At 34.0% G+C, this 25,570-nt stretch carries 27 protein-coding genes, 3 tRNA genes and 1 riboswitch; of the genes, 18 read left to right on the forward strand and 12 right to left on the reverse strand.

All coding sequences use genetic code 11. The annotated features are described in order from the left end of the window. Nucleotides 1-107: 107 nt before the first annotated feature. Both cphA and ACNQGG_RS13015 read left to right on the forward strand, forming a co-directional pair. On the forward strand, nt 108-2,732 hold the full coding sequence (cphA, locus tag ACNQGG_RS13010) for a cyanophycin synthetase (RefSeq protein WP_417964626.1): 2,625 nt from the start codon (nt 108-110) through the stop codon (nt 2,730-2,732). 446 nt (nt 2,733-3,178) lie between these two features. Next, complete coding sequence (locus tag ACNQGG_RS13015) at nt 3,179-4,138, forward strand: TerC family protein (protein ID WP_417964628.1); 960 nt, start codon at nt 3,179-3,181, stop codon at nt 4,136-4,138. A gap of 76 nt (nt 4,139-4,214) precedes the next feature. On the opposite strand, the gene ACNQGG_RS13020 is transcribed toward ACNQGG_RS13015, so the two are convergent. Then, a complete protein-coding gene (locus ACNQGG_RS13020) occupies nt 4,215-4,709 on the reverse strand; it encodes a hypothetical protein (protein WP_417964630.1) in 495 nt (164 codons plus the stop codon). A gap of 702 nt (nt 4,710-5,411) precedes the next feature. On the opposite strand from ACNQGG_RS13020, the gene ACNQGG_RS13025 reads away from it, so the two are divergent. Beyond that, nucleotides 5,412-5,807: a ribosomal maturation YjgA family protein gene (locus ACNQGG_RS13025; RefSeq protein ID WP_417964632.1), complete on the forward strand. Its 396-nt coding sequence runs from the start codon at nt 5,412-5,414 to the stop codon at nt 5,805-5,807. An 86-nt stretch (nt 5,808-5,893) separates the two neighbouring features. Here ACNQGG_RS13025 and ACNQGG_RS13030 read toward each other — a convergent pair whose 3' ends face one another. Beyond that, nucleotides 5,894-6,715, reverse strand: a complete 822-nt coding sequence (locus ACNQGG_RS13030; RefSeq protein WP_417964634.1) for a nuclear transport factor 2-like protein — start codon at nt 6,713-6,715, stop codon at nt 5,894-5,896. A 538-nt stretch (nt 6,716-7,253) separates the two neighbouring features. Here ACNQGG_RS13030 and ACNQGG_RS13035 point away from each other — a divergent pair. The 8 genes from ACNQGG_RS13035 (at nt 7,254) to ACNQGG_RS13070 (ending at nt 12,066) form a co-directional block, all read left to right on the forward strand. Beyond that, entirely contained in the window at nt 7,254-7,757 is a 504-nt protein-coding gene (locus ACNQGG_RS13035) for an SRPBCC family protein (protein ID WP_417964636.1), read from the forward strand. A gap of 1 nt (nt 7,758) precedes the next feature. Beyond that, nucleotides 7,759-8,043 (forward strand): hypothetical protein, encoded by a 285-nt coding sequence (locus ACNQGG_RS13040; RefSeq protein WP_417964638.1) that lies wholly within the window; start codon nt 7,759-7,761, stop codon nt 8,041-8,043. Between the two features lie 49 nt (nt 8,044-8,092). After that, nucleotides 8,093-8,485, forward strand: a complete 393-nt coding sequence (locus tag ACNQGG_RS13045) for a cation transporting ATPase C-terminal domain-containing protein (protein ID WP_417964640.1) — start codon at nt 8,093-8,095, stop codon at nt 8,483-8,485. A 90-nt stretch (nt 8,486-8,575) separates the two neighbouring features. Then, nucleotides 8,576-8,860, forward strand: coding sequence for a rhodanese-like domain-containing protein (locus ACNQGG_RS13050; protein ID WP_417964642.1), 285 nt, complete (start codon nt 8,576-8,578; stop codon nt 8,858-8,860). A gap of 1 nt (nt 8,861) precedes the next feature. Next, nucleotides 8,862-9,182, forward strand: coding sequence for a rhodanese-like domain-containing protein (locus tag ACNQGG_RS13055; protein ID WP_417964644.1), 321 nt, complete (start codon nt 8,862-8,864; stop codon nt 9,180-9,182). 213 nt (nt 9,183-9,395) lie between these two features. After that, on the forward strand, nt 9,396-9,965 hold the full coding sequence (locus ACNQGG_RS13060) for a YciE/YciF ferroxidase family protein (protein WP_416857744.1): 570 nt from the start codon (nt 9,396-9,398) through the stop codon (nt 9,963-9,965). A 213-nt stretch (nt 9,966-10,178) separates the two neighbouring features. Further along, on the forward strand, nt 10,179-11,030 hold the full coding sequence (locus ACNQGG_RS13065; RefSeq protein WP_416849972.1) for a transketolase: 852 nt from the start codon (nt 10,179-10,181) through the stop codon (nt 11,028-11,030). A gap of 82 nt (nt 11,031-11,112) precedes the next feature. Continuing rightward, nucleotides 11,113-12,066, forward strand: coding sequence for a transketolase family protein (locus tag ACNQGG_RS13070; protein WP_416857743.1), 954 nt, complete (start codon nt 11,113-11,115; stop codon nt 12,064-12,066). Between the two features lie 71 nt (nt 12,067-12,137). Here the strand turns inward: ACNQGG_RS13070 and ACNQGG_RS13075 are convergent, their stop codons facing one another. Next, nucleotides 12,138-13,124 carry an FKBP-type peptidyl-prolyl cis-trans isomerase gene (locus ACNQGG_RS13075; protein WP_417964647.1) on the reverse strand — a complete coding sequence of 329 codons (987 nt, stop codon included), beginning with the start codon at nt 13,122-13,124 and terminating at the stop codon, nt 12,138-12,140. 78 nt (nt 13,125-13,202) lie between these two features. Here ACNQGG_RS13075 and ACNQGG_RS13080 point away from each other — a divergent pair, with 78 nt between their 5' ends. Together ACNQGG_RS13080 and ACNQGG_RS13085 are read left to right on the forward strand one after the other, a co-directional pair. Beyond that, entirely contained in the window at nt 13,203-13,592 is a 390-nt protein-coding gene (locus ACNQGG_RS13080) for an RNA-binding S4 domain-containing protein (RefSeq protein ID WP_417964649.1), read from the forward strand. A gap of 60 nt (nt 13,593-13,652) precedes the next feature. Further along, nucleotides 13,653-14,153, forward strand: coding sequence for a phosphoribosyltransferase family protein (locus ACNQGG_RS13085; RefSeq protein ID WP_417964651.1), 501 nt, complete (start codon nt 13,653-13,655; stop codon nt 14,151-14,153). Here ACNQGG_RS13085 and ACNQGG_RS13090 read toward each other — a convergent pair. Continuing rightward, a complete protein-coding gene (locus ACNQGG_RS13090; protein WP_417964653.1) occupies nt 14,145-14,663 on the reverse strand; it encodes a shikimate kinase in 519 nt (172 codons plus the stop codon). The genes ACNQGG_RS13085 and ACNQGG_RS13090 overlap by 9 nt on opposite strands. 127 nt (nt 14,664-14,790) lie before the next feature. Between ACNQGG_RS13090 and ACNQGG_RS13095 the strand changes: the two genes are divergently transcribed. The 3 genes from ACNQGG_RS13095 (at nt 14,791) to ACNQGG_RS13105 (ending at nt 15,098) form a co-directional block, all read left to right on the forward strand. Next, a tRNA-Lys gene (locus ACNQGG_RS13095) sits at nt 14,791-14,863 on the forward strand. A gap of 37 nt (nt 14,864-14,900) precedes the next feature. Beyond that, a tRNA-Lys gene (locus ACNQGG_RS13100) sits at nt 14,901-14,973 on the forward strand. A 42-nt stretch (nt 14,974-15,015) separates the two neighbouring features. Beyond that, nucleotides 15,016-15,098, forward strand: a tRNA-Leu gene (locus ACNQGG_RS13105). Between the two features lie 639 nt (nt 15,099-15,737). On the opposite strand, the gene ACNQGG_RS13110 is transcribed toward ACNQGG_RS13105, so the two are convergent. From ACNQGG_RS13110 to ACNQGG_RS13125, 4 genes are read right to left on the reverse strand one after another with little or no spacing between them, the layout of a single operon-like run. Further along, nucleotides 15,738-16,271 carry a DUF4252 domain-containing protein gene (locus tag ACNQGG_RS13110; RefSeq protein ID WP_417964655.1) on the reverse strand — a complete coding sequence of 178 codons (534 nt, stop codon included), beginning with the start codon at nt 16,269-16,271 and terminating at the stop codon, nt 15,738-15,740. A gap of 1 nt (nt 16,272) precedes the next feature. Next, nucleotides 16,273-16,800 carry a DUF4252 domain-containing protein gene (locus tag ACNQGG_RS13115; protein ID WP_417964657.1) on the reverse strand — a complete coding sequence of 176 codons (528 nt, stop codon included), beginning with the start codon at nt 16,798-16,800 and terminating at the stop codon, nt 16,273-16,275. A gap of 13 nt (nt 16,801-16,813) precedes the next feature. After that, nucleotides 16,814-17,275 carry a hypothetical protein gene (locus ACNQGG_RS13120; protein ID WP_417964658.1) on the reverse strand — a complete coding sequence of 154 codons (462 nt, stop codon included), beginning with the start codon at nt 17,273-17,275 and terminating at the stop codon, nt 16,814-16,816. Beyond that, nucleotides 17,262-17,771, reverse strand: a complete 510-nt coding sequence (locus ACNQGG_RS13125) for an RNA polymerase sigma factor (protein ID WP_417964660.1) — start codon at nt 17,769-17,771, stop codon at nt 17,262-17,264. Before ACNQGG_RS13125 ends, ACNQGG_RS13120 begins: the two co-directional genes overlap by 14 nt. A 125-nt stretch (nt 17,772-17,896) precedes the next feature. On the opposite strand from ACNQGG_RS13125, the gene ACNQGG_RS13130 reads away from it, so the two are divergent. After that, nucleotides 17,897-19,342, forward strand: coding sequence for a S41 family peptidase (locus ACNQGG_RS13130; RefSeq protein ID WP_417964662.1), 1,446 nt, complete (start codon nt 17,897-17,899; stop codon nt 19,340-19,342). 64 nt (nt 19,343-19,406) lie between these two features. After that, the gene (locus ACNQGG_RS13135; RefSeq protein WP_417964664.1) at nt 19,407-20,021 is read left to right on the forward strand and encodes an N-acetylmuramoyl-L-alanine amidase family protein; all 615 of its coding nucleotides are present in this window, start codon (nt 19,407-19,409) and stop codon (nt 20,019-20,021) included. Between the two features lie 72 nt (nt 20,022-20,093). Here ACNQGG_RS13135 and ACNQGG_RS13140 read toward each other — a convergent pair whose 3' ends face one another. The 4 genes from ACNQGG_RS13140 to cobT form a co-directional block, all read right to left on the reverse strand. Beyond that, entirely contained in the window at nt 20,094-22,004 is a 1,911-nt protein-coding gene (locus ACNQGG_RS13140) for a TonB-dependent receptor plug domain-containing protein (RefSeq protein WP_417964666.1), read from the reverse strand. A gap of 76 nt (nt 22,005-22,080) precedes the next feature. Further along, nucleotides 22,081-22,333, reverse strand: a riboswitch (cobalamin riboswitch). A 46-nt stretch (nt 22,334-22,379) separates the two neighbouring features. Next, nucleotides 22,380-22,916, reverse strand: coding sequence for an alpha-ribazole phosphatase (cobC, locus tag ACNQGG_RS13145; protein ID WP_417964668.1), 537 nt, complete (start codon nt 22,914-22,916; stop codon nt 22,380-22,382). Next, the gene (locus ACNQGG_RS13150) at nt 22,901-23,707 is read right to left on the reverse strand and encodes an adenosylcobinamide-GDP ribazoletransferase (RefSeq protein ID WP_417964670.1); all 807 of its coding nucleotides are present in this window, start codon (nt 23,705-23,707) and stop codon (nt 22,901-22,903) included. Before ACNQGG_RS13150 ends, cobC begins: the two co-directional genes overlap by 16 nt. 79 nt (nt 23,708-23,786) lie before the next feature. Next, on the reverse strand, nt 23,787-25,463 hold the full coding sequence (gene cobT, locus ACNQGG_RS13155; RefSeq protein WP_417964672.1) for a nicotinate-nucleotide--dimethylbenzimidazole phosphoribosyltransferase: 1,677 nt from the start codon (nt 25,461-25,463) through the stop codon (nt 23,787-23,789). Nucleotides 25,464-25,570 lie beyond the last annotated feature (107 nt).

A 25,570-nucleotide genomic window follows, 5' to 3' on the forward strand; every position in this document is an offset into this window, starting at 1 on the left:
AAAACTCGATCTAAATACCTGCCTTTTTTTCAAAGTTAGAATCTATCAATTTAAAATCAACCCATTACTCATCCATTTTTTAGTTCAAAAAATAACATTTCCGTTTTATGAAAATAATTAAAGTACAAGCCCTTCGTGGACCCAATATTTGGAGTATCCAAAGAAAAAAATTAATCCAAATGCGATTGGATTTGGAGGAAATGGAACAATTTCCAACTAATAAAATAGAAGGATTTAGAGCACGTATTGAAGCCATGTTTCCTACAATGATTGAACATCGCTGTTCTGAAGGTTGTCGTGGCGGTTTTTTTTCCAGAGTGGAACGCGGTACTTGGATGGGACATGTAATTGAGCATATTGCACTTGAAATTCAATCCTTAGCGGGAATGGAAACGGGCTTTGGAAGAACCAGAGAAACCAAAACTCCAGGGACTTATAATGTAGTATTCAGTTATACTGAAGAAAATGTTGGTCTTTTCGCAGCTGAATCTTCTGTTGCAATTGCCGAAGCCTTAATCGCAGGAACAGATTACGATTTGAATGCCGACTTACAAAAAATGCGTGAAATACGGGAACGTGTTCGACTTGGACCCAGTACAGGAAGTATCGTAGAAGAAGCCGTTTCCAGAAATATTCCCTGGATAAGACTGGGAACAAATTCCTTAGTTCAACTAGGGTACGGAATTAATCAAATGCGTTTTCAAGCAACAATCACTTGTAAAACCAGTAGTATTGCTGTAGATATAGCGTGCAACAAAGAGCTTACTAAAAAAATGCTGGACATGGCTTCGATTCCAGTTGCTAATGGAAGTATTTGCACTGACGAAGAAGGATTGGCTGAAACTATTAAAAAAATTGGTTATCCTATCGTACTAAAACCTTTGGATGGAAATCATGGAAAAGGCGCTTCAATCAATGTTACCAATTGGGAAGATGCCGTTTCAGGCTTGGTATTTGCACAGCACTATGGCAAACGTGTTATCGTAGAAAAATTTATTACCGGTTTCGACTTTAGAATATTAGTGATTGATAATAAATTAGTAGCTGCCGCAAAACGTGTTCCCGCTCACGTAATAGGAAATGGAAAATATAACATTCAGCAATTAATTGACACTACAAATCTGGATCCCAGAAGAGGGTATGGCCATGAAAATGTATTAACCCAAATAGATGTAGACAGAGACACCGAAGATTTATTAGAAAAATTAGGCTATACATTAGAAACCATTCCGAGAATTGGCGAAATCGTATTCCTAAAATCTACAGCCAATTTAAGCACTGGCGGAACTTCAGTAGATGTTACCGATATGATGCACCCAGAAAATATTTTTCTTGCCGAAAGAATTTCTAGAGTAATTGGATTGGACGTTTGTGGTGTTGATATTATGGCCGAGAATTTAACGCAACCGTTAAAAGAAAATGGTGGTGTAATACTGGAAGTCAATGCAGCACCCGGTTTTAGAATGCATCTTGCTCCTTCTGAAGGATTGCCCAGAAACGTGGCTTCTCCAGTTATTGACATGTTATATCCTCCGGGTAAATCCTTTCGTATTCCTATAATTGCGGTTACGGGAACCAATGGTAAAACCACAACTACCCGACTTTTGGCACATATTGTGAAAAATAATGGTTTCAAAGTGGGATTCACCACATCGGATGGGATTTATATTCAAAATCACATGATGGAAAAAGGCGATACTACCGGACCGCTAAGTGCCGAATATGTTTTGAGAGATCCAACGGTGGAATTTGCAGTTTTAGAAACCGCTCGAGGTGGAATTCTTCGTTCTGGTTTGGGTTTTAGCCGTTGCGATATTGGAATTATTACCAATATTCAGGAAGATCATTTGGGTTTAAGTGATATCCATTCTCTTGAGGATTTAGCCCGAGTTAAAGCAACAGTTGTGAAAAGTATCAAGAAAGACGGTTGGGCCGTTTTGAATGGAGACGATGAACATTGCATCAAAATAGGTAAAGATCTTAATTGTAATGTCGCTTATTTCAGTTTGAGTGAAGACGGTGATTTCATTAAAAAACTTTGCGCCGAAGGAAAAACGGTTGCCGTATATGAAAATGGGTATATTACCATCAAAAAAGGAGAATGGAAAATTCGCATCGAACGCGCCACTCACGTTCCTTTAACATTGGGCGGAAAAGCAAAATTCATGATTGCCAATGTACTTGCGGCCACTTTAGCGAGTTATTTATGGGGTTTTAAAACCGAAGATATTAGCTTGTCCTTACAGACTTTTATTCCAAGTGCGGCACAAACTCCGGGGCGTATGAATATTTTTGAGTTCAAAAAATTCAAGGTATTGATTGATTTTGCCCATAATCCATCCGGTTACAAAGGAGTGGAAGAATATTTGCAAAGTGTCGATGCGACCAAGAAAATTGGAATTATTGCAGGTGTCGGGGACCGTCGTGATGAAGATATTAAAGAATGTGCTTTTATAGCAGCCCGAATGTTCGACCACATTATCATTCGACAAGAAAAATACCTGAGAGGAAGAACCGAAGAGGAAATTATTGATTTAATCCTCGAAGGAATTAAAAATTCAGGCAAAATAGTTACTTATGAAATTATTCCTAAAGAAACCGAAGCAATAAAACACGCCATAAATTGTGCCGAAGAAGGAAGCTTTATTACCGCATTAAGTGATGTGGTAACTAATGCTATCGATATTGTACAGGAATATTTAGATAAAGAAAACGAACACGGAAGCGTTTAGAGAGGGTTGATATAAAGAAGGAGCCGAGAAATAGAGCAATATAGCATGGCATTACCAATATGTAAACGCAAAGTACAATAGAATTTTCGCAGTCAACTTAAAAAGAATACTCAAATAATATAGGAAAATGAAAGCTACATACGCAGTACACAGGATGAGCCTATAAAGTCAAAAATCGACTCATATAACCTATAATAAAAAACAATTATAAAAATAAAACGCTTATAACGGATCTTTAAATCCTGTTATAAGCGTTTTATTTATGGTCTAAAAGTGCCTCTAATCAAAATAAGAGATGTTTTTCAGAGGCCTCCTTTTCAAACATCCCCTTTTTTTTAGGATTAACTCGGAATATATTTTTCAACCACAACTTTGTTTAAAATAAGGTTCGAACTTAAAAAATCAAAAAGTATCTTTACAAAAACGTAAAATTAATAATTTAACATATGATAGTCTGGATTTTATTTTTAACTGCCATCTTCCTTTTTCTTGCACTTGATTTAGGTGTTTTCAATAAAACGCCACATATTATTAGCTCTAAAGAAGCAGGTAAATGGACTGCTATCTGGGTAACTTTATCTTTTTTATTTTCCGCAGTTATCTATTGGTTGTATGGCAATAATTATATTTCGAATCCGGATGGATTGAAACCAGCTGCAGCGTCAATAAAATTTATTACGGGATATTTAATAGAACTATCATTAAGCATAGATAATATATTTGTAATTGCTATTATTTTTTCTTCTTTTAAAATACCGCGAAAATACCAACATCGAGTTTTGTTTTGGGGAATTCTAGGTGCTATTGTTTTTAGAGGTCTAATGATCTATTTTGGCGTTTTACTTATCAATAAATTTTCGTGGACAACCTATATTTTTGGAATATTCCTGATATATACTGCAATGCGAATGCTGTTTACTGGTGAAGATGAAAAATTTGAACCCAAAAAATCTTTTGTATACAAAACGTTACGAAAAATCATACCGATCACTAGTCATATCGATGAAGAACATTTCTTCGTAAAAAGACGGCATATTACTGCTGCAACACCCCTTTTTGTCGCATTGGTAATTATTGAAGTTATGGATGTTGTTTTTGCACTTGATAGCGTTCCTGCAATTTTAGCTATCACAAACGATCCTTTTTTAGTTTTTAGTTCGAATATTTTTGCCATATTAGGCTTGCGTTCCATGTATTTCTTTTTGGCTAATATGTTAGAAAAATTTGCCCATTTAGAATATAGTCTTATTGCCATTTTAACTTTTGTGGGACTCAAAATGTTACTTCACGATTTTATCGAAATCCCAGAATGGGTATCATTAGCTTTTATAGCTGTTTCGCTTTTGGCTGGAATTATTGTATCTATAAAAATGAGTAAAGAAGAAGTTACTGAAGAAAATAGTTAATCTGCATATATCATAAAAATAAAAGCATAAAAAAAGGAAATCTTACGATTTCCTTTTTTTATTTATACTTCTAAAATTACATTTGAATTTTTTGAATTTGACTTTCATTTAGTTTTAAAGTCGACATCACCGCCTCAAAACTATTTTTATTGATTGAAGTGGCATAACCTGCAGGTACAATCACAATTCTTAAGACCTGATTCAATCTAAAATCCGTAGAAACTGTTTGCAAATTATTACCAATCATAAATACATTTACATCTCTTGTGGTATGATCTTGGTCATACCCAAAATCTAAAGTCCCGTCACTAAAATAATGAGTTTCAGGCAATAATTTCCAAATGTCATTACCTTGTGAAGTACCGGATAATCGGTATACTAATACTACATCCGAAGAATAAATCGGATAATTAAACGTGATTAATTTACTGTAGTCATTCGTTGAAGTAAACGAAGCATTAACTTCAAATACTTCACTAGTCGTGTTATCTACAATAGGTCCATCGTTTACGGTGCAACTCTGTAAACTAAATAATCCTACAATGGCTAAAAGGGTAAATATCTTTTTCATGTTTTTAAAATTTAAATGGTTAATTTTATTTTCTATATTCATGAATTGTGCCAAACTTTATTTTTGAAAAAAAATGTAGCTTTTAAATTAGAAAAACAACTAAAACTTTATGTTAATGCTGGGCTGTAAGCCAATAGGAAGGTTTATAGAACAGTCCAGTAGATAAGGGGAATGTCATCCCTTACCGCTCACAGAGCCGTATATGGACCTCTCGATTCATACGACTCATATTATGCAGTGGATTTAGTCTTTATTATTAGACCAATTAACCTAGCTCCCAATGATAAAATAAGTTTGGATAGGATTTTGCAATTTGTCGAAGCCATTCAACAGCTTTGATTTTGCTTCCTTTTAAACTTTTGCGTTTGTTTGTTATCCATTTTATCATTCCATGATGCAGATAATAAAAGAGAGGAAATGAACTCCTCTTACTTATATTAGCTAAATAATACATCCAGCCTAGCAACTTGTAATTCAGCAAATTAGCTAAATTTTGTATTGTTCGTTGGGTTTTATTATGAAAATTTAATTTTCAGAGCTCCCCAGTTATGCGTACTTTAGATTTTCGACTCATTTTGTAATCAAACTGTAGAAAATTTCCTCCAGATTTTAACTTTTTCATTATAGGTTGAAAAAATAAATTTTAATTTAATCCCAAACTTCGCCAAGCTTTCGACGATAGACAAAACCTAAATCAACACTATGCTAACATTCAACAAAAATTACTTTGGCTTTGCAGTTTTATTTTTTTTCATTGAGGTTTTGATAGCGATTTTTATCAATGATAGCTTTGTCAGACCATATCTCGGAGATGTTTTGGTTGTTATTTTAATCTATTGCTTTTTAAAATCTTTTCTCAAATTACCTGTTTTAACGGTTGCGTTATTTGTATTGATTTTCTCTTTCACTATAGAATTTTTTCAATTTTTAAATATTGTCGAAAAGCTACATTTAGAAAAGTCAAAAATTGCCAGAACGGTTATCGGAACTTCATTTTCCTGGATTGATTTACTGACTTATATTGCGGGAATTGCAATCATAATTGCGGTCGAAAAGTATGGACTTAAAAAAGAAGAAGTAGAAAACACACGTTTGTGACAAAAATAGCCTACATAAAAACGTCCTAAAATAAGTTGCGTTTTGATCCACTTGTTTTAGGACGTTATACTTAAAAATTAATTTCTTTATTCCATCAATTTTTCGCTGTAATACGCTATCTCAGAAGTTATTTTACCTTTATCATTAAAATTATCAATGAAAAATATTGGCAAAACAATTTTCTTTTTATCTGATTTTCTCGTTAATCTAAAATTCCACCACGACTGCACCGCCATTGCATCACCCATTTCGTAATGCAAATAATCAGGATATCCAACCATGTCAATACTCGTTAGGTCAAATTTATCAAAAAGCTTTTGATCGTTTGCTTTTTGTTCCGCTAATGTTATGCTTTTACCTACAGGTGAATTGATGTCCATAAAAGTTGCTTTTTCATCATAAAAACTATAGGCTTTATCAAAGTCTTTATTTTCAAAAGCGTAAATCATTTTTCTGACAATATTAATATTTTCATGATGATTATAGATTACGCCATTTTCTCTATCATTAAAACTACTGCCTATTTCATCAAAAATACTATTATTTGCATATTTAATAATTGTTTTAATTTTATTGTTTTTATCAACTACAAACAACCGATGCAAAGGCATATCAATTTTCACTCCCGTTTTGCTATGTACTCCTTTTAATTCTTCCCACGTTTGAACCCAGACTACATCTTTATTATTATCCTCTTTATATTCTAAAGCATCCGGATAAGCGCCTAGAGATCTTTTGATACTTAAATAATCAACATTATCTTTCCAAAACTTTACTTCATTCAAAAAAGAAGCTTTGTCACTCCCTTTATCATCTTTATTAGAACTCGTACCATTATGCGAATTAAAATCATCAGCTAAAAAGCTTGCTACTTTATCAGCGTCACCATTTACATAAGCTTGTGTCATGGCTTCTACTGCAGTAATTGCGGGATGCTCTACATAATAGTCCCATTAGTCTTTTTTTGTGCGAAAGTGATGCAAGTAGCAATCAGCAATGCAATTGAGAAAAATTTTTTCATGTTAAGTATTTTTTAGTTAATAAGATATTAAATTTAACAAAAAATACTGATTTACAGATTATTACACTACTTTTTTTTTCTTTAGTTTAAATTAAGAAGCTTTCTAATTATAATTTTTTCACGCCCATTTTGGAATCAATTTTAAACCAATCAATTCTTTATTTATATTTATTACAGTAGTATTCTTTTTCCCATTTTTCTTTTTTAACTCATTTTATCCCGTTTTCCATCATCACATAGTCTTTCATTTTCATCATTTTGGAAACGGATAATCCATACAGTACTTACTATCAGATTACACCAGTGAAATACAGTTCTTGTTTTTGTAATTATAAAACAGCACATAACCATTTAATTACCAAATTATTGAATACATTTTATTTAACTTTATGTGTTATATCCGTAAACAATTAAAAATTATAAAAATGGAAACAACGAATCAATCAATAGCAACCACTGAATCCAATAACCAAAAACTCTTAATCGTAAGAGAATTTGACGCACTCCTAGAGCTTGTTTGGAAAGCTTGGACAGATCATGAAAATTTTATGAAATGGTGGGGACCCAAAAATTTTACTTGTCCGGTCTGTGAAATAGATTTTAAAGTTGGAGGCAAATATCTTAATTGCATGCGATCTTCTGAGGGTCAGGAATTTTGGGGCACTGGAACCTACATCGAAATTGTTCCTTTGGAGCGAATTGTTTACACGGATTCATTTGCAGATGAGAAAGGGAATGTCGTTTCGGGGACACATTATGGCATGGAAGGTTTCCCGTTGGAATTGCTTGTAACAGTTTCATTCGAAGAACATGAAAACAAAACAAGAATGACACTTACTCATAAAGGAATTCCATCAAGAAAAATAACCGATTTAACCAATATCAGCTGGAACGAATCTTTTGACAAGCTTGCGGAAAGTTTAAAATGAATTGCTCTCGGCAAAAGCAAAATCTATTTGGCGTATCGCCTTGGAAGTAGTGAAAGAACCCTTGTTCCTTTTATTGATTAGCTGTGGCGTACTTTATTTTTTATTGGGCAATTACAGAGAAGGCATTATTCTACTTTCTGCGATTTTCGTTATTATTTTCATCTCTTTTTACCAATATCAGAAAACCGAAAAAGCACTTTTTATGGAATTGATAAATGATCCCGTTTATTCCATTGCATTCGAATCAGAGCAAGAAGAAAAAGAAATCATGCAGCGTCCTCCATGAGATCCAAACGAACAGTTTTTTTGGCTGAAGAAAGATTATACTGAGTGTCATGCAAGGCTTTTTATTGTTGGCTATGTTTTTTTCGGTTTATTTATTTTCCAAATTCCAAGAATATCCAGAAGGAGAAATAAGAGCTATTATTTTTTCGGCACTACTGCTTGGAAATATTTTTATCATTTTGACCAATATTTCAAAAACAAGAAATATTATCTTCGTAATAACCGAAAGAAATCCGGTTACAATCCCCATTCTCTTAACCGCCATCATAATGTTGCTGCTGATTATTTCGATTCCGTCGTTACGCCAGACTTTTAATTTTGAAGTAACGAATTACAATCATTTTATGCCTTCTTTTTTAGGAGCAATTGCTATCCTTATCGTTCTTGAAACCATAAAATATTTTAAAAACAGAAGCCGACAAAATAAAGAATCCCTTGTGTAACAAAAGGCACTGTGCAGCACTTATTGTTGCTTTACTTTTGTACAACAATTTAGTTAAAAGCTATTTAACTATTAATTAAAAAATATAAAAATGAGCTTAGAAAAAACAATCAAAGAAAAACAGGGAACAATCGTAGATGTGCGTTCCCCTTCTGAATTTATGGGTGGCCATGTAGCCGATTCCATTAATATTCCACTGAATGAAATTCCGCAAAGAATAGAAGAATTACAAAATCTTAAAGGACCATTAGTACTTTGTTGTGCATCGGGAAACCGAAGCGGACAAGCACAACTCTTTCTGACTGAACATGGAATCGAATGTTACAATGGCGTTTCCTGGTTAGATGTAAATTATCATCAATCTCAAATTAAATAAAATGATTAACACACTCAAAAATTTATTTGGATTTGGTCCAAAAGTAAACTACTCCGATTTAGTAAAACAAGGAACTATTATTCTGGATGTTCGAAGCAAAGGAGAATATTCAGGGGGACACATAAAAGGTTCCCTAAATATTCCGGTTGATACTTTAAGTAACAATCTATTTAAATTGAAAGACAGAAACCAACCCATAATCACTTGTTGTGCGTCAGGTATGCGAAGTGCTTCCGCAAAAAGCATTTTGAAATCAAATGGATTTACCAAAGTCTACAATGGTGGCGGTTGGAGTAGTCTTCAAAATAAAATTAGTCACTAAATTAAAAGCATAAACAGCAAAGAACCAGCCGAAACAGTACGTTAAATTTTGGAAAAAATCATACTATTCGTATTTACAATTAGTTAATTAACAATTGATTCGATGATAGTTTGTTTAATTTTATAGTATTAAAAAAGCAAGTAATCAGTTTGTAAGATACAGGCAACAAATTTAATAGTACTTGCAACAATTAATCTTAAAAAAACAACTATTATGAGACCTGAAAGTAGTAAAAACGAACCTTTTAAAGGAGCTGTTCAAGCAAAATCAAACGCAGCACATGGATTGAGAGATTTATTTGAAGTTGGATTGAAAGACATTTATTGGGCTGAAAAAGTATTGACCAAAACGTTGCCAAAAATGGTAAAAAATGCTTCATCGCCAGAATTAGTTAACTCATTAAAAAACCAGTTAAGTGAGACACAAGAACACGTTTCCCGTCTGGAAAAAATATTTGAAGTAACTGGTATTGCACCTACAGCAAAAAAATGCGATGCCATGCAAGGTATATTAAAAGAGACCAATGGTCTTATCAGAGAAACCGATATTGGTATGGTACGTGATGCTGGGCTTATTGCAGCAGATCAAAAAGTAAAACATTACGAAATTGCAACCTATGGCACTTTACATGCTTTTGCAAAAACGCTAGGTGAAAATAAAGCGGCTGAATTATTGGCTATGAATCTTCATGAAGAGAAAAAAACTGACGCTGCCTTAACCGTAATTGCTTTATCTGCTATCAATAGAGAAGCTTATAGAGCTGATTCAATTACAAATACTTAGAATGTAATTTCATTGGAGAACTGTAATTTCTTACCGTTTCTCTATTTAATATAAAGCCTGCAAATGCGGGCTTTTTTATGGATTAGTATCCTCTAAATTAGTAATTCAGATTATCACAAACCGTAATCTATTGTACATTAAATATTCAAAAAAACGTTTGCTGTAACCCTAAATAAAAATTACATTTGCAGCAGTTTAACTTTTACACACAAAATGAAGCCTAACACACAACAATTAAACGATTTAACTATCCAAGTCAGAAGAGATATTCTTCGAATGGTTCACGCTGTAAACTCAGGTCACCCGGGAGGTTCTCTAGGTTGTACTGAATTTCTTGTAACCCTGTACCAAAATTTGATGGAACGCAAAGAAGGATTTGATATGGACGGAATTGGAGAAGATCTTTTCTTCCTTTCAAACGGACATATATCTCCAGTATTCTATAGCGTTTTAGCTAGAAGTGGGTATTTTCCAGTATCGGAACTAGCAACTTTCCGTTTAATCAATTCAAGATTACAAGGACACCCAACTACTCATGACGGTTTACCTGGAGTACGTATTGCATCTGGTTCTCTTGGACAAGGACTATCTGTAGCGATTGGTGCTGCACAAGCAAAAAAATTAAATGGTGACAACCATATTGTTTACACGCTTCATGGTGATGGTGAATTACAAGAAGGTCAAAACTGGGAAGCAATTATGTATGCTTCTGCAAAAAAAGTAGACAATCTTATCGCAACAATCGACCTTAACGGAAAACAAATTGACGGTACTACAGATGAAGTTTTATGTATGGGAAGTATCCGTGCTAAGTTTGAAGCTTTTGATTGGGATGTTTTGGAAATTGAAAAAGGAAATGACATCGAAGCTATTTTAGCAGGAATGACAGATGCTAAATCAAGAACTGGAAAAGGAAAACCGGTTTGTGTATTGTTGCATACTGAAATGGGGAATGGTGTAGATTTTATGATGTACAGTCATGCGTGGCATGGTAAAGCGCCAAATGACGCACAACTGGAAAATGCTTTAGGTCAAAACTATTCAGAAGACGAAACTGACTACTAGAATTAAGATTGAAGATTAACAATTTCTGATTGCAGAATTTTTTAATCTTTTCAATTTTTTAATCTTTCAATTAAAAAGAATAATGAAAAAATATACAAATACAGGAAGTAAGGATACACGTTCAGGTTTTGGAGCGGCAATGACGGAATTAGGTCAAACCAATGAAAATGTTGTGGCACTTTGTGCCGATTTAATTGGTTCATTAAAATTTGATGATTTCAAGAAAAATCACCCAGAGCGTTTTTTCCAAATTGGAATTGCAGAAGCAAACATGATTGGAATTGCAGCGGGTTTAACTATTGGAGGAAAAATTCCTTTCACAGGAACTTTCGCTAACTTTTCTACAGGAAGAGTTTACGATCAAATTCGTCAATCCGTTGCGTATTCTGAGAAAAACGTGAAAATTTGTGCTTCACATGCCGGATTAACTTTAGGGGAAGACGGTGCAACACACCAAATCCTTGAAGACATCGGATTAATGAAAATGTTACCCGGAATGACAGTAATCAATACGTGTGATTACAATCAAACTAAAGCAGCTACATTAGCAATTGCTGATTACCATGGCCCAGTTTACTTGCGTTTTGGTCGTCCGGTTGTTCCTAACTTTATGCCATCTGACGAGCCTTTCGTAGTTGGAAAAGCTATTGTTTTAAGCGAAGGTTCTGATGTGACTATTCTTGCTACAGGACATTTAGTTTGGGAAGCTCTTATTGCTGCTGAAGCATTAGAAGCAAAAGGGATTTCGGCTGAAGTAATCAATATTCACACCATCAAACCATTGGATGAAGAAGCGATTTTGAAATCATTGGCAAAAACAAAATGTATCGTTACTGCTGAAGAACATAATATTCTTGGTGGTCTCGGCGAAAGCGTTTCTAGAGTATTGGCATTAAACAGTCCAGCTCCACAAGAGTTTGTCGCAGTAAATGACAGTTTTGGAGAATCTGGAACACCAGCGCAACTAATGGATAAATACAAATTGAACAATCAAGCGATTGTTGAAGCTGTAGAAAGAGTTATTAAAAGAAAATAATTTACTTTATTTCTGAACATAAAAAAAATCCCATTCTGACGAATGGGATTTCTCATTTAGTGTCGGTTTTATTATTGACATGCTTTATCTAAATGCTTTTTGATTCTTGCAGGATTAGTAGTGTTACCACTACAGCTTGGAATATCTGCAAATGGATAAGACAATCCAGTCGCTGGATTTTTAATTTCTAGTTTAGTAGTATAATTATCGCCATCATCATCTACATCTACAAAATTAGGAATCCCATCTTTATCTGTATCATCAGGATTATCAACTCCTGTTGCCAATATACGCATGTAGCCATCTCCATTTAAATCCTCTTGGTAAGAGGGAATACCATCTGCATCCTGGTCTAATCTATTCATTTCATACAATTTGAAATTAAATACTAAAGGAGCATAAGAAGGAATAATTCCGCTTCCTGAAGCATAATAAGCTAATCCCGAAGGAATGAACATTACACCTGCCCCAAAACCGTTATGAGTTACTGTTCCGTCAGCATTAGAGCTATAGGTTCCCGTTTTGAATTGTGGAAATATTTCTCCCCATCCTGTGATAGTACTTAATAAACTAAAAAAAGATTGAGGATACTTAACTTCCTCAAATGGCGTTGTTGATAGAGTTGTAACCCCTGATACGGTTGTGCGAGATAAATATTCTCCTTTATATGACGCTAACACTGCATCTACATTACAAGGTGATGCCCCTACTCCTTCTCTAAGCACTAAATAATACAATTTATAGGTTATATTATGAAGACTTACATCTCTGCTCAAAAGCTTAGGAAAAGTGGCTTGATCTTTATAAGACCAAATTGATTTTTGAGTTCCTCCAGTCGGTATCGTTGTAATGGTTACATCTTGATCGTCTGCAAATCCAGGATGATCTATAACGGTTATATAACTTGTTTTTAAATAGTCTTCAATGTCAGTATTATCGGCGGCATATTGTACTGCATAATCTCTAAGTGGCTCAACTGTAGGGGTATCATTCTTCGAACATGAAAATAAAGAGATTGTTGTAATTAATAAAATAAAATAATACTTAAATTTGTTCATTATAGCTAATTTTTAAGTGCGCAAGATACAATATTGATTTATTTTTGTAAACTATTTAACTCCGATTTTAGAAAATTTATGAGAATAGACAAATATTTATGGTGCGTCCGATACTATAAAACGAGAAACATGGTAACTGAGGCTTGTAAAAAAAATCATGTTACAGTAAATGGGCAGGTTGCCAAGCCTTCAAAGGAGGTTTTTCCTACCGATAAAATTACGTTCCGGAAAGATCAAATCACCCAAATCATCACCGTTTTAGACATTCCTGAAAATCGTGTCGGGGCTAAATTGGTCGATATTTATAGAAGAAATGATACCCCGGCAGAAGCCTATCAACATTTAGAACTGTTGAAATTATCCAAAGAGCACTATCGAAAAAACGGAACAGGAAGACCAACCAAAAAAGACCGAAGAGATATTGATGAATTTGGAAATGAGATTAAAGATGATGACAATCTAGATTAAAAAAAAGGCTCTCTAATCCAAACCATATATCTCTAAACTTTAAACTTTTAAACAAAAACAATGAGCAAAAATATCATCTTAACAAATCAGGAAATTGAGCATAAAATAAAAAGAATTGCATACCAAATCTACGAAACCTTTGTAGATGAAGAAGAAATTGTTATTGCTGGAATTGCCACTAACGGTTTTACTTTTGCAAAAAAAATAGCTTTAGCCCTGGAAACAATTTCTCCTCTTAAAGTTTCACTTTGCGAAGTGCAAATCAACAAGCAAAATCCCGAATTACCAATTCACACCTCCCTAGCAAAAGAACAGTACGCAAATAAAGGCTTAGTCCTTGTTGATGATGTACTGAGCTCTGGCACGACATTGATCTATGCAGTGAGGCATTTTATTGACGTTCCTTTAAAAAAGTTCAAAACAGCAGTCCTTGTAGACAGAAACCACAAGAAGTACCCTGTAAAAGCCGATTTTAAAGGAATCTCATTATCCACTTCCCTACTGGAACACGTGCAAGTTGTTTTTGATGAAAATGGAGACAATTACGCCTATTTAAGCTAGAATAGCAACTATATCCATAACCGTCTCGTCGATTGTCTTATCATCAACAATTACCTTATGCTGCGCATGGTTGTAATAAAAACTTCTGTCAAAGAGATGTTTTGCAATAAACTCTTTCATCTCTTCGTCGCTTTTATCGGCAATAAGAGGTCGTTTAGTTTTATTATGAGCCAATCTATCGAATAAGGTCTCTATTGAAGCTTTGAGATAAACAGATACCACACTATCACCTTTTAACAACTCATGATTATTTGCATAGCAAGGTGTTCCTCCACCCAAACCTATAATTAAGTTTTCGGGGGAGTTCAATAATTCGATGAAAACCTCGTGTTCTAGTTTTCTAAAATAAATTTCACCGTGCTTTTCGAAAATGTCATTAATTGACAAATTTACTTTCTCTTCGATCTTTTTATCTAAATCCACAAAAGGAATTTCGATATTTTTTGACAGCTTATTGGCAATTGTGGACTTACCACAACCCATATAACCTAATAATATAATTTTTTTCATCTGAATAAAACCTTACAAATTAAGGTGTTGAGTAATTTTGTTAAAAAAAGACAAATTTATAATAAAATTGCTTGGAAAACTCCAAAATAAGTCCTTATATTTGCACCCGCATTCAAGGAAAGAATTTGACTCGATAGCTCAGTTGGTAGAGCACATCACTTTTAATGATGGGGTCCTGGGTTCGAGCCCCAGTCGGGTCACAAATTTGTGATCAACACATAATTTTCTTGAAGCATTGACTCGATAGCTCAGTTGGTAGAGCACATCACTTTTAATGATGGGGTCCTGGGTTCGAGCCCCAGTCGGGTCACTAAAGGTCGAGTAATTTATTACTTGACCTTTTCTTTTTTAAGGCCACGTGGAGAAACGGTAGACTTGCCAGCTTGAGGGGCTGGTGCTCGCAAGGGCGTGTGGGTTCAAATCCCACCGTGGTCACTTTATGGGACAAAGAAGAAAAATTCTTCCTTGTCCCATTTTTATTTAAGGGTATTCGACTGTTGATTATAACAAACACAAAAGCTTCAAAAATAATCAAGTTCACTTGAGATTATTTTTGAAGCTTTTGTGTTTTCAAAGCGGAGCTTTATTGGAAAAGTTTAAGTAGACCTCATCGCGACAATTAATTTGTGTCGTCTAACAAGTTAAAAAATATTTTAACCTTATTACCAAATCATTTTAAAGCGTCCCACCGAGTCTAAATAAGAAGTGCAATACTATTAAAACTCCTATCGACAAACTCGCTGTTGTAATAAAAAAAGCCCCTAGATAGAAAAATAACGTATTATTTTTATTTTCTTTTTTCATTGGTTTTGTTTATTTAGTTTCTTTGGTCAGTTAACTATTCTTTTACAGTATTAAACCCTCTCAACTTTTCCATTTGAAGGCATTTCTATTCCAAAGTAACAAGTATTAAATCGTTTCCACAATACCAACTTCTAGTGATTTTTTGATTTACCACATTTAATGAATAATGAGAAGATTACAACCTAAATAGCATTAGAAACGCTTTTAATTCAAACGAAAAAACGCCCCAATAATAAAATTATCAGGGCGCTTTCTATTTAATCCAAACACTTATTTCATTAATTGCTGCAAAGGTTTGAGTTGTTCTAAATCAATATTTGATTTTTGCAACACGCTTATCATAGCCATGATATTCGTAGGATTCATATCTTTTCCTAAAACACGAACAATAGCAAAACCAGTTTCTTTTTTATTGGCAAAAAAAACAAACTCTTCAATGTGCTCATCGGAGCCAACATAACTTACAGAAGCACCATCTTTTCCCGAACCAAATTTCATCAGCTGCTGGTACTTTTTATCCTTTAAAATCAAATTGACTTTAGCACGCTCCACTTCAAATTGCACCTTGTTGGAATCATTGAGCTTAAAAGCCAGAACATTCATCTTATCAAAAGATTGCAAAGCTATTTTTTGTTCCAATGTCAATCTCGTTTGATCTACATTCAATATTTCCGGAGAAACATCCAAAGCCAAAAAATTCTTGTTTTCAGTGTTTTCTACGAAGTATTTCTGCAAGGTAGGTTCTTGATTGCAACTGAACAAAAACAAGCTAAAAAGCAGTGCAATACAATAAACAGCTTTCATTTTACTTTTTACCTTTTGTTGCTTTCTTCAAATCGTCACCACCAGGAATTCGCATTTTGTCCGTAAGTATCGAAATTTCACTCAAATCAAAATCACCGGTTAAGGACATTAAAACCGTATCGTCATTTTTAACACCTTCAATAAACATTAACAACTCTCTTATTTGAGAATCTTTTGCTCCTGATTTTACTAAAATTTTAATATTTTTTCCGCTGTCATTTACACGCATCAATTCTTCAAGACCTGCCGTTTTTATGTATTTATCAGCAGCAACTTTCATTTCACCTTCCACTCTGGTGCTTTTTGTAGTAAAGACTTTTAAGTTGTCTAATTTTTTTATTAAATTAAGGTATTGCTGCGTTTCTCTATCGGAAGCATCCACTTTTACTTTGCTCATTAAATCAAACATTTTTTTATTGACTATGATCGAAGTAACATCGTCTTGTCCGTCGAATTTATCGAAGGCTGCTTGCGCGAAAAATGGACTTGAAACTAATACTGCTACTACTGTTATTAAAAACTTCTTCATTTTTTTATATTTATTATTGTTTAAAAATTAATTCTTTTGACTCTTGATATTCTCTAATATAATATACACTTTCTATGCCAACATTTACATGATTTGATAATAATGCCAATGCTTTTTGAGTTTCTCTAAGAGCATCTTCAGGATCATCATACGTTCCTAAATCATGTTTCTCATTTACATTCTCATAATCATAAAACACATACGTCCCAATTCCTAACAAAACAACTACAGAAGCCGCAATAGATAACCACACCACATAATGTTTTTTATCCCGAGGCCTCGGGAGTCGCGGAATTTCTTGCTTTAACATTTGCTCTTTTGGGAGAGAGAAATATCCAAACATAGGCTTGTATTGTTCTAAATGCTGCGCAACATGCAGCGAAGAAAAATAATTACGTAATTCATTTTCTTCGGCAATACTGGTTTCTCCCTGAAAGTATTTTTCTAAAAGTATTTCTATTTTATTTAATTCCATAGCTGTGCGTTTTTGTCATGCTTTCTCTTATCGTTTTCCTAGCTCTTGAAAGCGCTACGCGAATAGCAGTTTCATTCATGTTTACTATTTCCGCAATTGCAGCAAATTCATAATGTTCAATATCCCGCATTTGTATTAATAATCGTTGTTGTTCAGGCAATTGGTTTATTATTTTTTCAACCCAATTCAGGCTATCAATATCTTCTACTTTTTTATCCAAACTAGCTTGGCTATCCGTAAAATTATTGTGAACTATTTTCATATTCCTTGCTCTTTTAGATTTCAACTGATCCAAACAATAATTTTTTGTTATTGTCATTGCAAAAGCTTCGACACTATTAAAATCTTCTAAATTTTTATTTTTACTCCATAATTCAACCCAGACTTCCTGAGTTGCATCTTCTGCCTCTTCAGTACTTATGAGCAGTCGCTTAGCCAGCCGAAAGACTTTGTCTTTGAATGGTGAGATTAGCAGCACAAACTCATTTTGGTTCATAAGGAGTATTTAATAAAGTGGTTATAGAATCAAGACGATTCATATTTCTTTTTGTTACAAAAAAACTATAAATAAAAACTAAAGTTAGTATTTTTACGTTTATAAAAGATATTGAAACCCAAAACATGAAAAAAACATACCTACTTTCGCTTTTATTCCTTCTATCTGTTTTTACTTTCCAAAGTTGTCAAGACAATGACGATGTAGCTGCTCCTACAAACTTAGACATTCAGGATTTCATTTGGAAAGGCTTAAATCAATACTATTTATGGCAAGCTGACGTACCTAACTTAGCTGATGACCGATTTGCAAATCAAACAGACTTAAATACTTTCTTAAAAGGATATCCAGTTCCTGAAGATTTATTTAATGCTTTGAGAGTCGACAAAACTATTGACCGATTCAGTTGGATTGTAGATGATTATTTAGAACTCGAAGGAGCGCTTCAGGGAACCACAAAAAATGACGGTATTGATTTTGGTTTAAGTTATAAACCAGGAAGCAATACTGAAATATTTGGGTATGTCCGTTATATTATTGCAAATTCAGATGCTTCTACCAAAAGCATTAAGCGTGGCGATTTCTTTACTGCTGTAAACGGAACACAACTTACCATAAATAATTACCAAGCCCTATTAGCCGCTGATAGTTACACATTAAATATGGCGGACTACAATGGAACAACGATTGTTTCCAATGGAAAATCAGTGGCATTGACAAAAACAGTCTTATCAGAAAATCCAATTTTAATCAACAAAGTAATAACTTCCGGTTCTCATAAAATAGGATATTTAATGTACAATGGCTTTTATGCTAATTATGACACGCAACTAAATGATGCTTTTGCTTCTTTGAAATCACAAGGGATTACTGACTTGGTTGTAGATTTACGTTACAATGGCGGTGGTTCTGTTCTTACGGCAACACGATTAGCAAGTATGATAACGGGACAATTTACTGGGCAAATATTCGCAAAACAGCAATGGAATGCCAAAATCAATAGCTATTTTGAAACGAATAGTCCTGAATCTTTAAAGAACAACTTCACTGATAAAATTGGGACAACAGCTATCAACAGTTTGAATTTGACCAAAGTCTATATTCTAACGACCAAAAGTACTGCTTCGGCAAGCGAATTAGTGATAAACGGACTAAAACCTCACATTACTGTTGTACAAATTGGTGATGTGACAACCGGGAAAAATGTTGGATCAGTTACACTTTATGATTCCCCCACTTTTGGAACAGCAAACAGAAACCCAAATCACAGGTATGCGATGCAGCCAATTGTATTAAAAATAGTAAATTCAGTTGGTTTTGGTGATTACTTTAATGGATTACAACCGGATTACCTGTTAAAAGAAATCGTGACTACTTATGGAGTTCTTGGGGATAGCACAGAGCCTTTATTGAGTACTGCAATTGGTAAAATCACAGGGACAGCTAAAATGCTGAAACAAAACCCAGAGAAAGGTTTTGAATATTTTAAAGACGTAAAATCTATAAATGGACTGCAAAACCAAATGTATATTGACAAAGCACCCGAAGGTCTTTTGAAAGCTTTAAAATAAATATACAATAAAAAGATGTTTTTCAAGTTAATACCTAATAATCAGTATTTTAAACATTCATAACATGAAAAACGCAACTAAAATATGCTTATTCTTTATCATAATTGCTTCTCTTTCATTTATAAGTCCTAAACCTTTAGAGCCAAAAAAAATAAATATAGTTATTGATGCAAGTCATGGTGGGAATGATTTTGGAGTTATCTCTAATTCCATTTCTGAAAAGCAAATCGTAGAACAGGTCACTAAAAAAATTAAGTCTTTAAATAGCAATGTTGTGATTCATCTTACAAGATCAGATGATACGTTCTTATCCTATGAAGAAAGAACTGATTTTATTAATAAAATCAAACCTGATTTCGTTTTATCTTTACATGTAAATTCAAGCTTAAATAATAAAACATCTGGCTTGGAATTTTATGTTGCTAAAGAAACTGAGTTTTTTGAAAAATCAAGTGAAATTGCCGGAAGACTGCATGACAAATTTTCAAAGGATACAAATTTGAAAATAGCAGGTATAAAAACAGGTCCTTTCTACATTCTTAAAAGATCAGAGGTACCGGCAGTGATTGTCGAACTCGGTTATTTAACCAATGAAAATGACAAAAAATACTTGATTGATGATAAGGAGCAAAACAAAATTGCTAAATCCATTTCAGAATTCATTTCGGAAATGAAATAAAAACAAAAAACCCGTTCCAAATTAAGGAACGGGCTTTAAGTACTAAAACTAAAATATATATTTTTATTTTTTTTAGAATAAGAAATTCAAACCTAATTTAAAGTTTCTTCCTCTAGTGCTATACCCTCTGCTCTCAACAAAATCCTTATCCAGAATATTATCAACCGCACTAAAAACGTTTAATCTGTTTTTGATTAATTCGTAACGAATATTAGCATTTACTAATTGGTAATCTTTCAAAATTTCGGAGTTTAAAATAGGGTCATATGTTGGAGCTGGATAAGTGGTATACTCTAAATATCTATCAGAAACAAATTGGTAGGCTACGTTAAAAGCAAGACGTGGAGTTGCTTGCACATCAATAGCTGCATTTACTTTGTGTTTTGGATTTAGAATACGAGATTGTCTTTCTAATTCTGTGAAGGTATAATTTGCATTGAATTTTATGTTATCATTAAAAGCATACGAAATCATTGTTTCAATACCTTTTGCTTTATTTTTCCCATTAACATTGAAGTATTTATAAGTCATCAAATCAAACCCGATTGCATCTTTTTCTTCCCTTTGAAAAGCAACTGCATTTAAAACAATTTTTTTGTTTAGCAAACTTACTTCAAAACCAGCTTCGGCAGTTGCATCTTTCTCTGGAGATAAATTCAAATCACCATACGGAGAGTACAATTGGTACAAACTTGGAGTAACAAATGCAGTACTATACGAAGCCAATACTTTTAATGATTCTGAAAAGCTATACGATGGATTAACATTATAAACTAAATTATTCCCGTATTTACTATGAATGTTATAACGTGCTCCTGCATTTAAGTTTAATCCAAAGTCTGAATTATAAACAGCAGTTACATAAGGATCAATCATATTGAATTTAGCCACTTCATTTGTAATCGCATCATACTGGCTCATGTTTGACATTTCGTGAAACTGAAATTGTGCTCCTGTTACTACAAATAATTGAGATGAAATTTCATATTTATTAAAGGCATCAACATTGACACTTCTTGACTTCGCCTGAAATAAAGAACCATAACTAAAGATGTCGCGGTTGATTACGTTTGCACTGGAATTGATAACCAATTCTCCTTTATTGTATTTATATTTTGGAGTAAAGCCAACTCTAAATTGCTCCGAAAGACTGAAATTTTTAAGATCATCTGCAAACGAACCTGCATCAAAATCGTTTTTCATTCGATCATAATTAGCAAAGAAATCAAATGATAATTTTTTAGTTGGCGTAAAGCCAATTTTCACTAAAGAATTAACTCTTGAAAAAGCATCATTTTCAAATTTAGTATTTGAATTTAATGGTTTTGCTTCAGAAATCCCTGTAGTTTCAGTACTATTCAAAGAAGCAAAATAATTTACTTTTTCAAAACCACCGTTTACAGCAAAGCCCTGATTGTAATCTTGCACACTATAATTTGCTTTTTCAGCAACTGTTTGTGTACCAATATTCATATATGCATTTCCTGCAATAGCTTTTTTGCTTGCTTTTTTTAGTGTAATATTAATAACACCTGTAGCTGCTCCAGAACCGTACAAAGTACTTGAAGCACCTTTCATAATCTCAATACTTTCAATTTGCTCTACTGGAAGCAATCTCAAATCATACGACAAGCTAATTCCGGAAGCATCTGTTACCGGAACACCATCAATCAAGATTAAAACCTGATGATTTCTTCCACCACGAATGTAAAGTCCCAAATCCTTACCATTACGACTCTGATTTCCATTGATTTCAACACCAGCTACCGTACTTAAAACTGAAGCTACTGATTGCCCAGATTTTTTCTTCAAATCCTCAGCAGTAATTTTGACGATAACTTTTCCTGATTTTTCTTTTGATAATGCAAATTTCGAATCGGAAACAACAACCTCATCAAGCTGTTTTGGCTCTTGTTCTTGTGCATACGTGTTCATTGCAAATAACAATGCAATCGCACTAAAGCGAATGAATTTTTTGTTCATTTTAAAAATGTAAAAATTTAATAAATGGGGAGAAAAGCATAGAATGACCCATACCCAAACCTTTTTTCCCGAAAGTTTGATACTCGATGTAATAGGCAGGTCTCCTGGCTTGCGTCTTGTTGTTTACCTTCTCATTCGCCGCGGCGAACAATGGTTTTGTAGATAACAACAAGCTTGATAGCTTACAGTTGCGGGTACAGCGTGAGATTTTTGAATTTTGAATAATGATTTCGAATTTTTAAATCTGAAATCAAAAATTATTAACTTTCAATCACTCTCTTCCCTTTTAATGTGGTTTGAAAAAACAAACCTCAACCTCAATACGGCGGCAAAGATAAAATTATATTAAGTTAATAACCTAAATAATTGCGAATTTTATAATTCAATTTTAATTACAGCCCCAAAATCTACTTTATTCTGAAAAGCATCCTTAAGCGGTAAATCTGAAATTTCACATAAAAAGCTTCGTATCACTCCAGCATGAGCCACAATAATTACTGGTTTTGAATCGGTTACTGGAAGTTCATTATTTATAAAATCAACTACTCGATCATGTAAATCGGTAAATGACTCTCCATTGGGTACACGAACATTTACAAAATCAGTCATCCAAGGTGTAAAATCATCCGGTGGAATTACATCCCAATTTTTCATTTCCCAATCGCCAAAATTCATTTCCAGCAAGCGGGAATCTTCGTTAACAGTAGTAATTTCTGAATTGTCTTTTATGTAATTTGCCAAAAGCACACAGCGAAGCAAAGGACTGGAATACATCCTTGCGTCTTGAGGCAATTGGCTCAAAAGAGAGTAAAAAACAGCGTCATAAGGCTCCATTATTTTCACATCCGATTGTCCATAACAAATTCCTTTTTCGCAAACCGTTTCCGTATGACGTACTAAATAAACTTCCATAATACAATAACTGATAGATAAAAAACCACTTCACAAACCTGTTGGGTTGCACCCAAACAATCCCCGGTGTACCCGTCAATCCATTTCTGAAAATAACGCGCCATAAAAAATCGGGTCAGAAAAACAGGGATTAAAACCAACAGCATTTGCCACTGAAAATAGGATAAAATAACTAATGGAAGCAATCCAAAAAAGAAAGCTCCCACCACTTCTCTCCAAGAATAACTTTGTGCGATAGGTTTGCTTTTGCTTGAAGCGTCCTCACGAGAATATTCATGGGTAAAAACAATTGAAATCGCTGCTAATCGACTGAGGGAATGCCCTGAAACAAGCAATAATAAAATTATTAATTGTGAATTATAAATTAGAAATTTAGGATTATCCGAGACATCAATTAATTGAGTCAACCCTTGAAATTTAAGCACTAACAACAGCACTACACCTATCGCTCCATAAGCTCCGATGGCACTGTCTTTCATAATTATTAGGATTTTTTCTTTGGTCCAACCGCCTCCAAAACCATCACAAACATCAGCAAAACCATCTTCATGAAAAGCTCCCGTAACTAAAACCGAAGCAATCATAGAGAAGATTACTGCAATTTCAGGCGCAACTAAATAATTAAAAACACAATATACCCCAAAAGCCACACTCCCTACAATCCAACCAATTAATGGAAAATAACGGGATGCTTTATTTAAATAATCTGGATTATGATCGATAGTTGCAGGACATGGAATTCTAGTGTAAAACATTAATGCTGTAAAAAATATGTGGAATTCTTTTTTCATTTTTGGAATTATTTTTTGATTTTATTTCTCACGTAGAGACGCACTGCAGCGTCTCTACAACAATCGGGTATAATGCCGTTTATCGACCACTAACCCCTGCTGATTCAAAACTCTCCATCTCATTCAAGAATGCCACAGCCGACTCAATTATAGGAAAAGCAATCGCGCAACCCGTTCCTTCACCCAAACGCAAATCAAGTTGCAGCAAAGAACGGACTCCTAGGTAATCTAATATTTTCTGGTGCCCTTGCTCAGCAGATGAATGGCAAAAAATAGCATTTTTAGTAATGGATGGATTCTTTTTGAAGGCAATTAAAAAAGCAATAGTACAGATAAAGCCATCAACAAGAATCAACAAATTTCCCTCTTTTGCCTGAAGCATTCCACCTACCATTTGCATGATTTCAAATCCCCCAAAATAGGCTAATTTGCTATCTAAATCATCTGTACCATTATAATTAGCAAGGCTTTTTTTAAGGATCTCAATTTTTTGAATCAACTTTTCCTCATTTACTCCAGTGCCTTTTCCTACGCAATCTTGTATAGGTAATTCTAAAATAATGCTCATTAAAACCGAAGCTGTAGCGGTGTTACCAATACCCATTTCGCCAAAACCAATACAATTACTGCCGGTTTTTGCGATAGTGGCAACAATCTCGCTTCCTTTGATAAAACACAATTCAAGTTCTGTTTTACTCATAGCAGGTCCTTGTAAAAAAGAGCGCGTTCCCTTCCCTATTTTAGCCAAAATCAAATCCGTATTCATAGGGAAATCATAATTCACACCCGCATCCACAATAGCCAATTGGATTTTATTTTGTTTACAAAACACATTGATTGCGGCACCTCCAATCAAAAAGTTATTCACCATTTGTCTCGTTACATCTTGCGCATAGGCACTTACTCCGTGATTTGCAATTCCGTGATCTGCGGCAAAAACAACCAGATTAGGTTTTATAATTTGAGGTTCTAACGTTTGAAATACCACCCCTATTTGTTTGGCGAGCACTTCTAAAATTCCTAATGAACCAGTTGGTTTGGTTTTTTGGTCAATTTTATGTTGTAACGCATTTGCAAAAGCAACAGAATCTATTTCATTTTTAGTATCAAAAAACACTTTCTCCACTGTACTTTCATGTAAAACATTGATTTCCTCAACTAATGGAATTTCTTGTTTTTGTTTCCAATTCAGTTGTTGCAACATGGGCTGATTATCATAGTTGGTCGCCGGTTTTCCCACACAAAAATACCCCAATGGCTCCATATTTTCAGGCAAACCTAATAATTGCTTGAACTGATAGTAATTCAATATGGAAACCCATCCCATGGAATAGCCTTGCTCCGTTAAGGATAGCCAAATATTTTGCGCCGCACAAACGGAACTGAACTTTACTGCTTCATTACTCCCAACGGTTCCAATCGTAAAATTATTCAAAACGGAACGATCATAACAAATCACTAATCCCAGTGGTGCTTCTTCTATTGCTTCTAACTTAAGGGCTTTGTACGCAAGTTTTTGTTGTTCGTTATCCGTTAAAGCAACAGCTTTTTCATCATAATCTAAAAACAAATCTTTAATGGCTTTCTTTATTTCAGTCGACCTGATCAGATAGTATTTTGTGGCATCAGTCAAACCCACAGAAGGCGCCCAATGCCCAGCTTGCAGTGCTTTTTCAAGAACAGCATCCGGTACTTGATCCTCCGTAAAATGACGGGTGTCGCGACGGGATTTTAAAATTTTATCTAAATAAGTCATGTTTTTTTATTTAAAAGTTCAATGGCAAAATTCAATGACAATTGCAAAAATCAATTTGAAAAACATTACTTTGATATTGATTTGATATTGATTTTTGACATTGATAT

Source organism: Flavobacterium esculini (genome assembly GCF_048284325.1).
In the GTDB taxonomy this organism is placed as follows: Bacteria; Bacteroidota; Bacteroidia; order Flavobacteriales; family Flavobacteriaceae; genus Flavobacterium.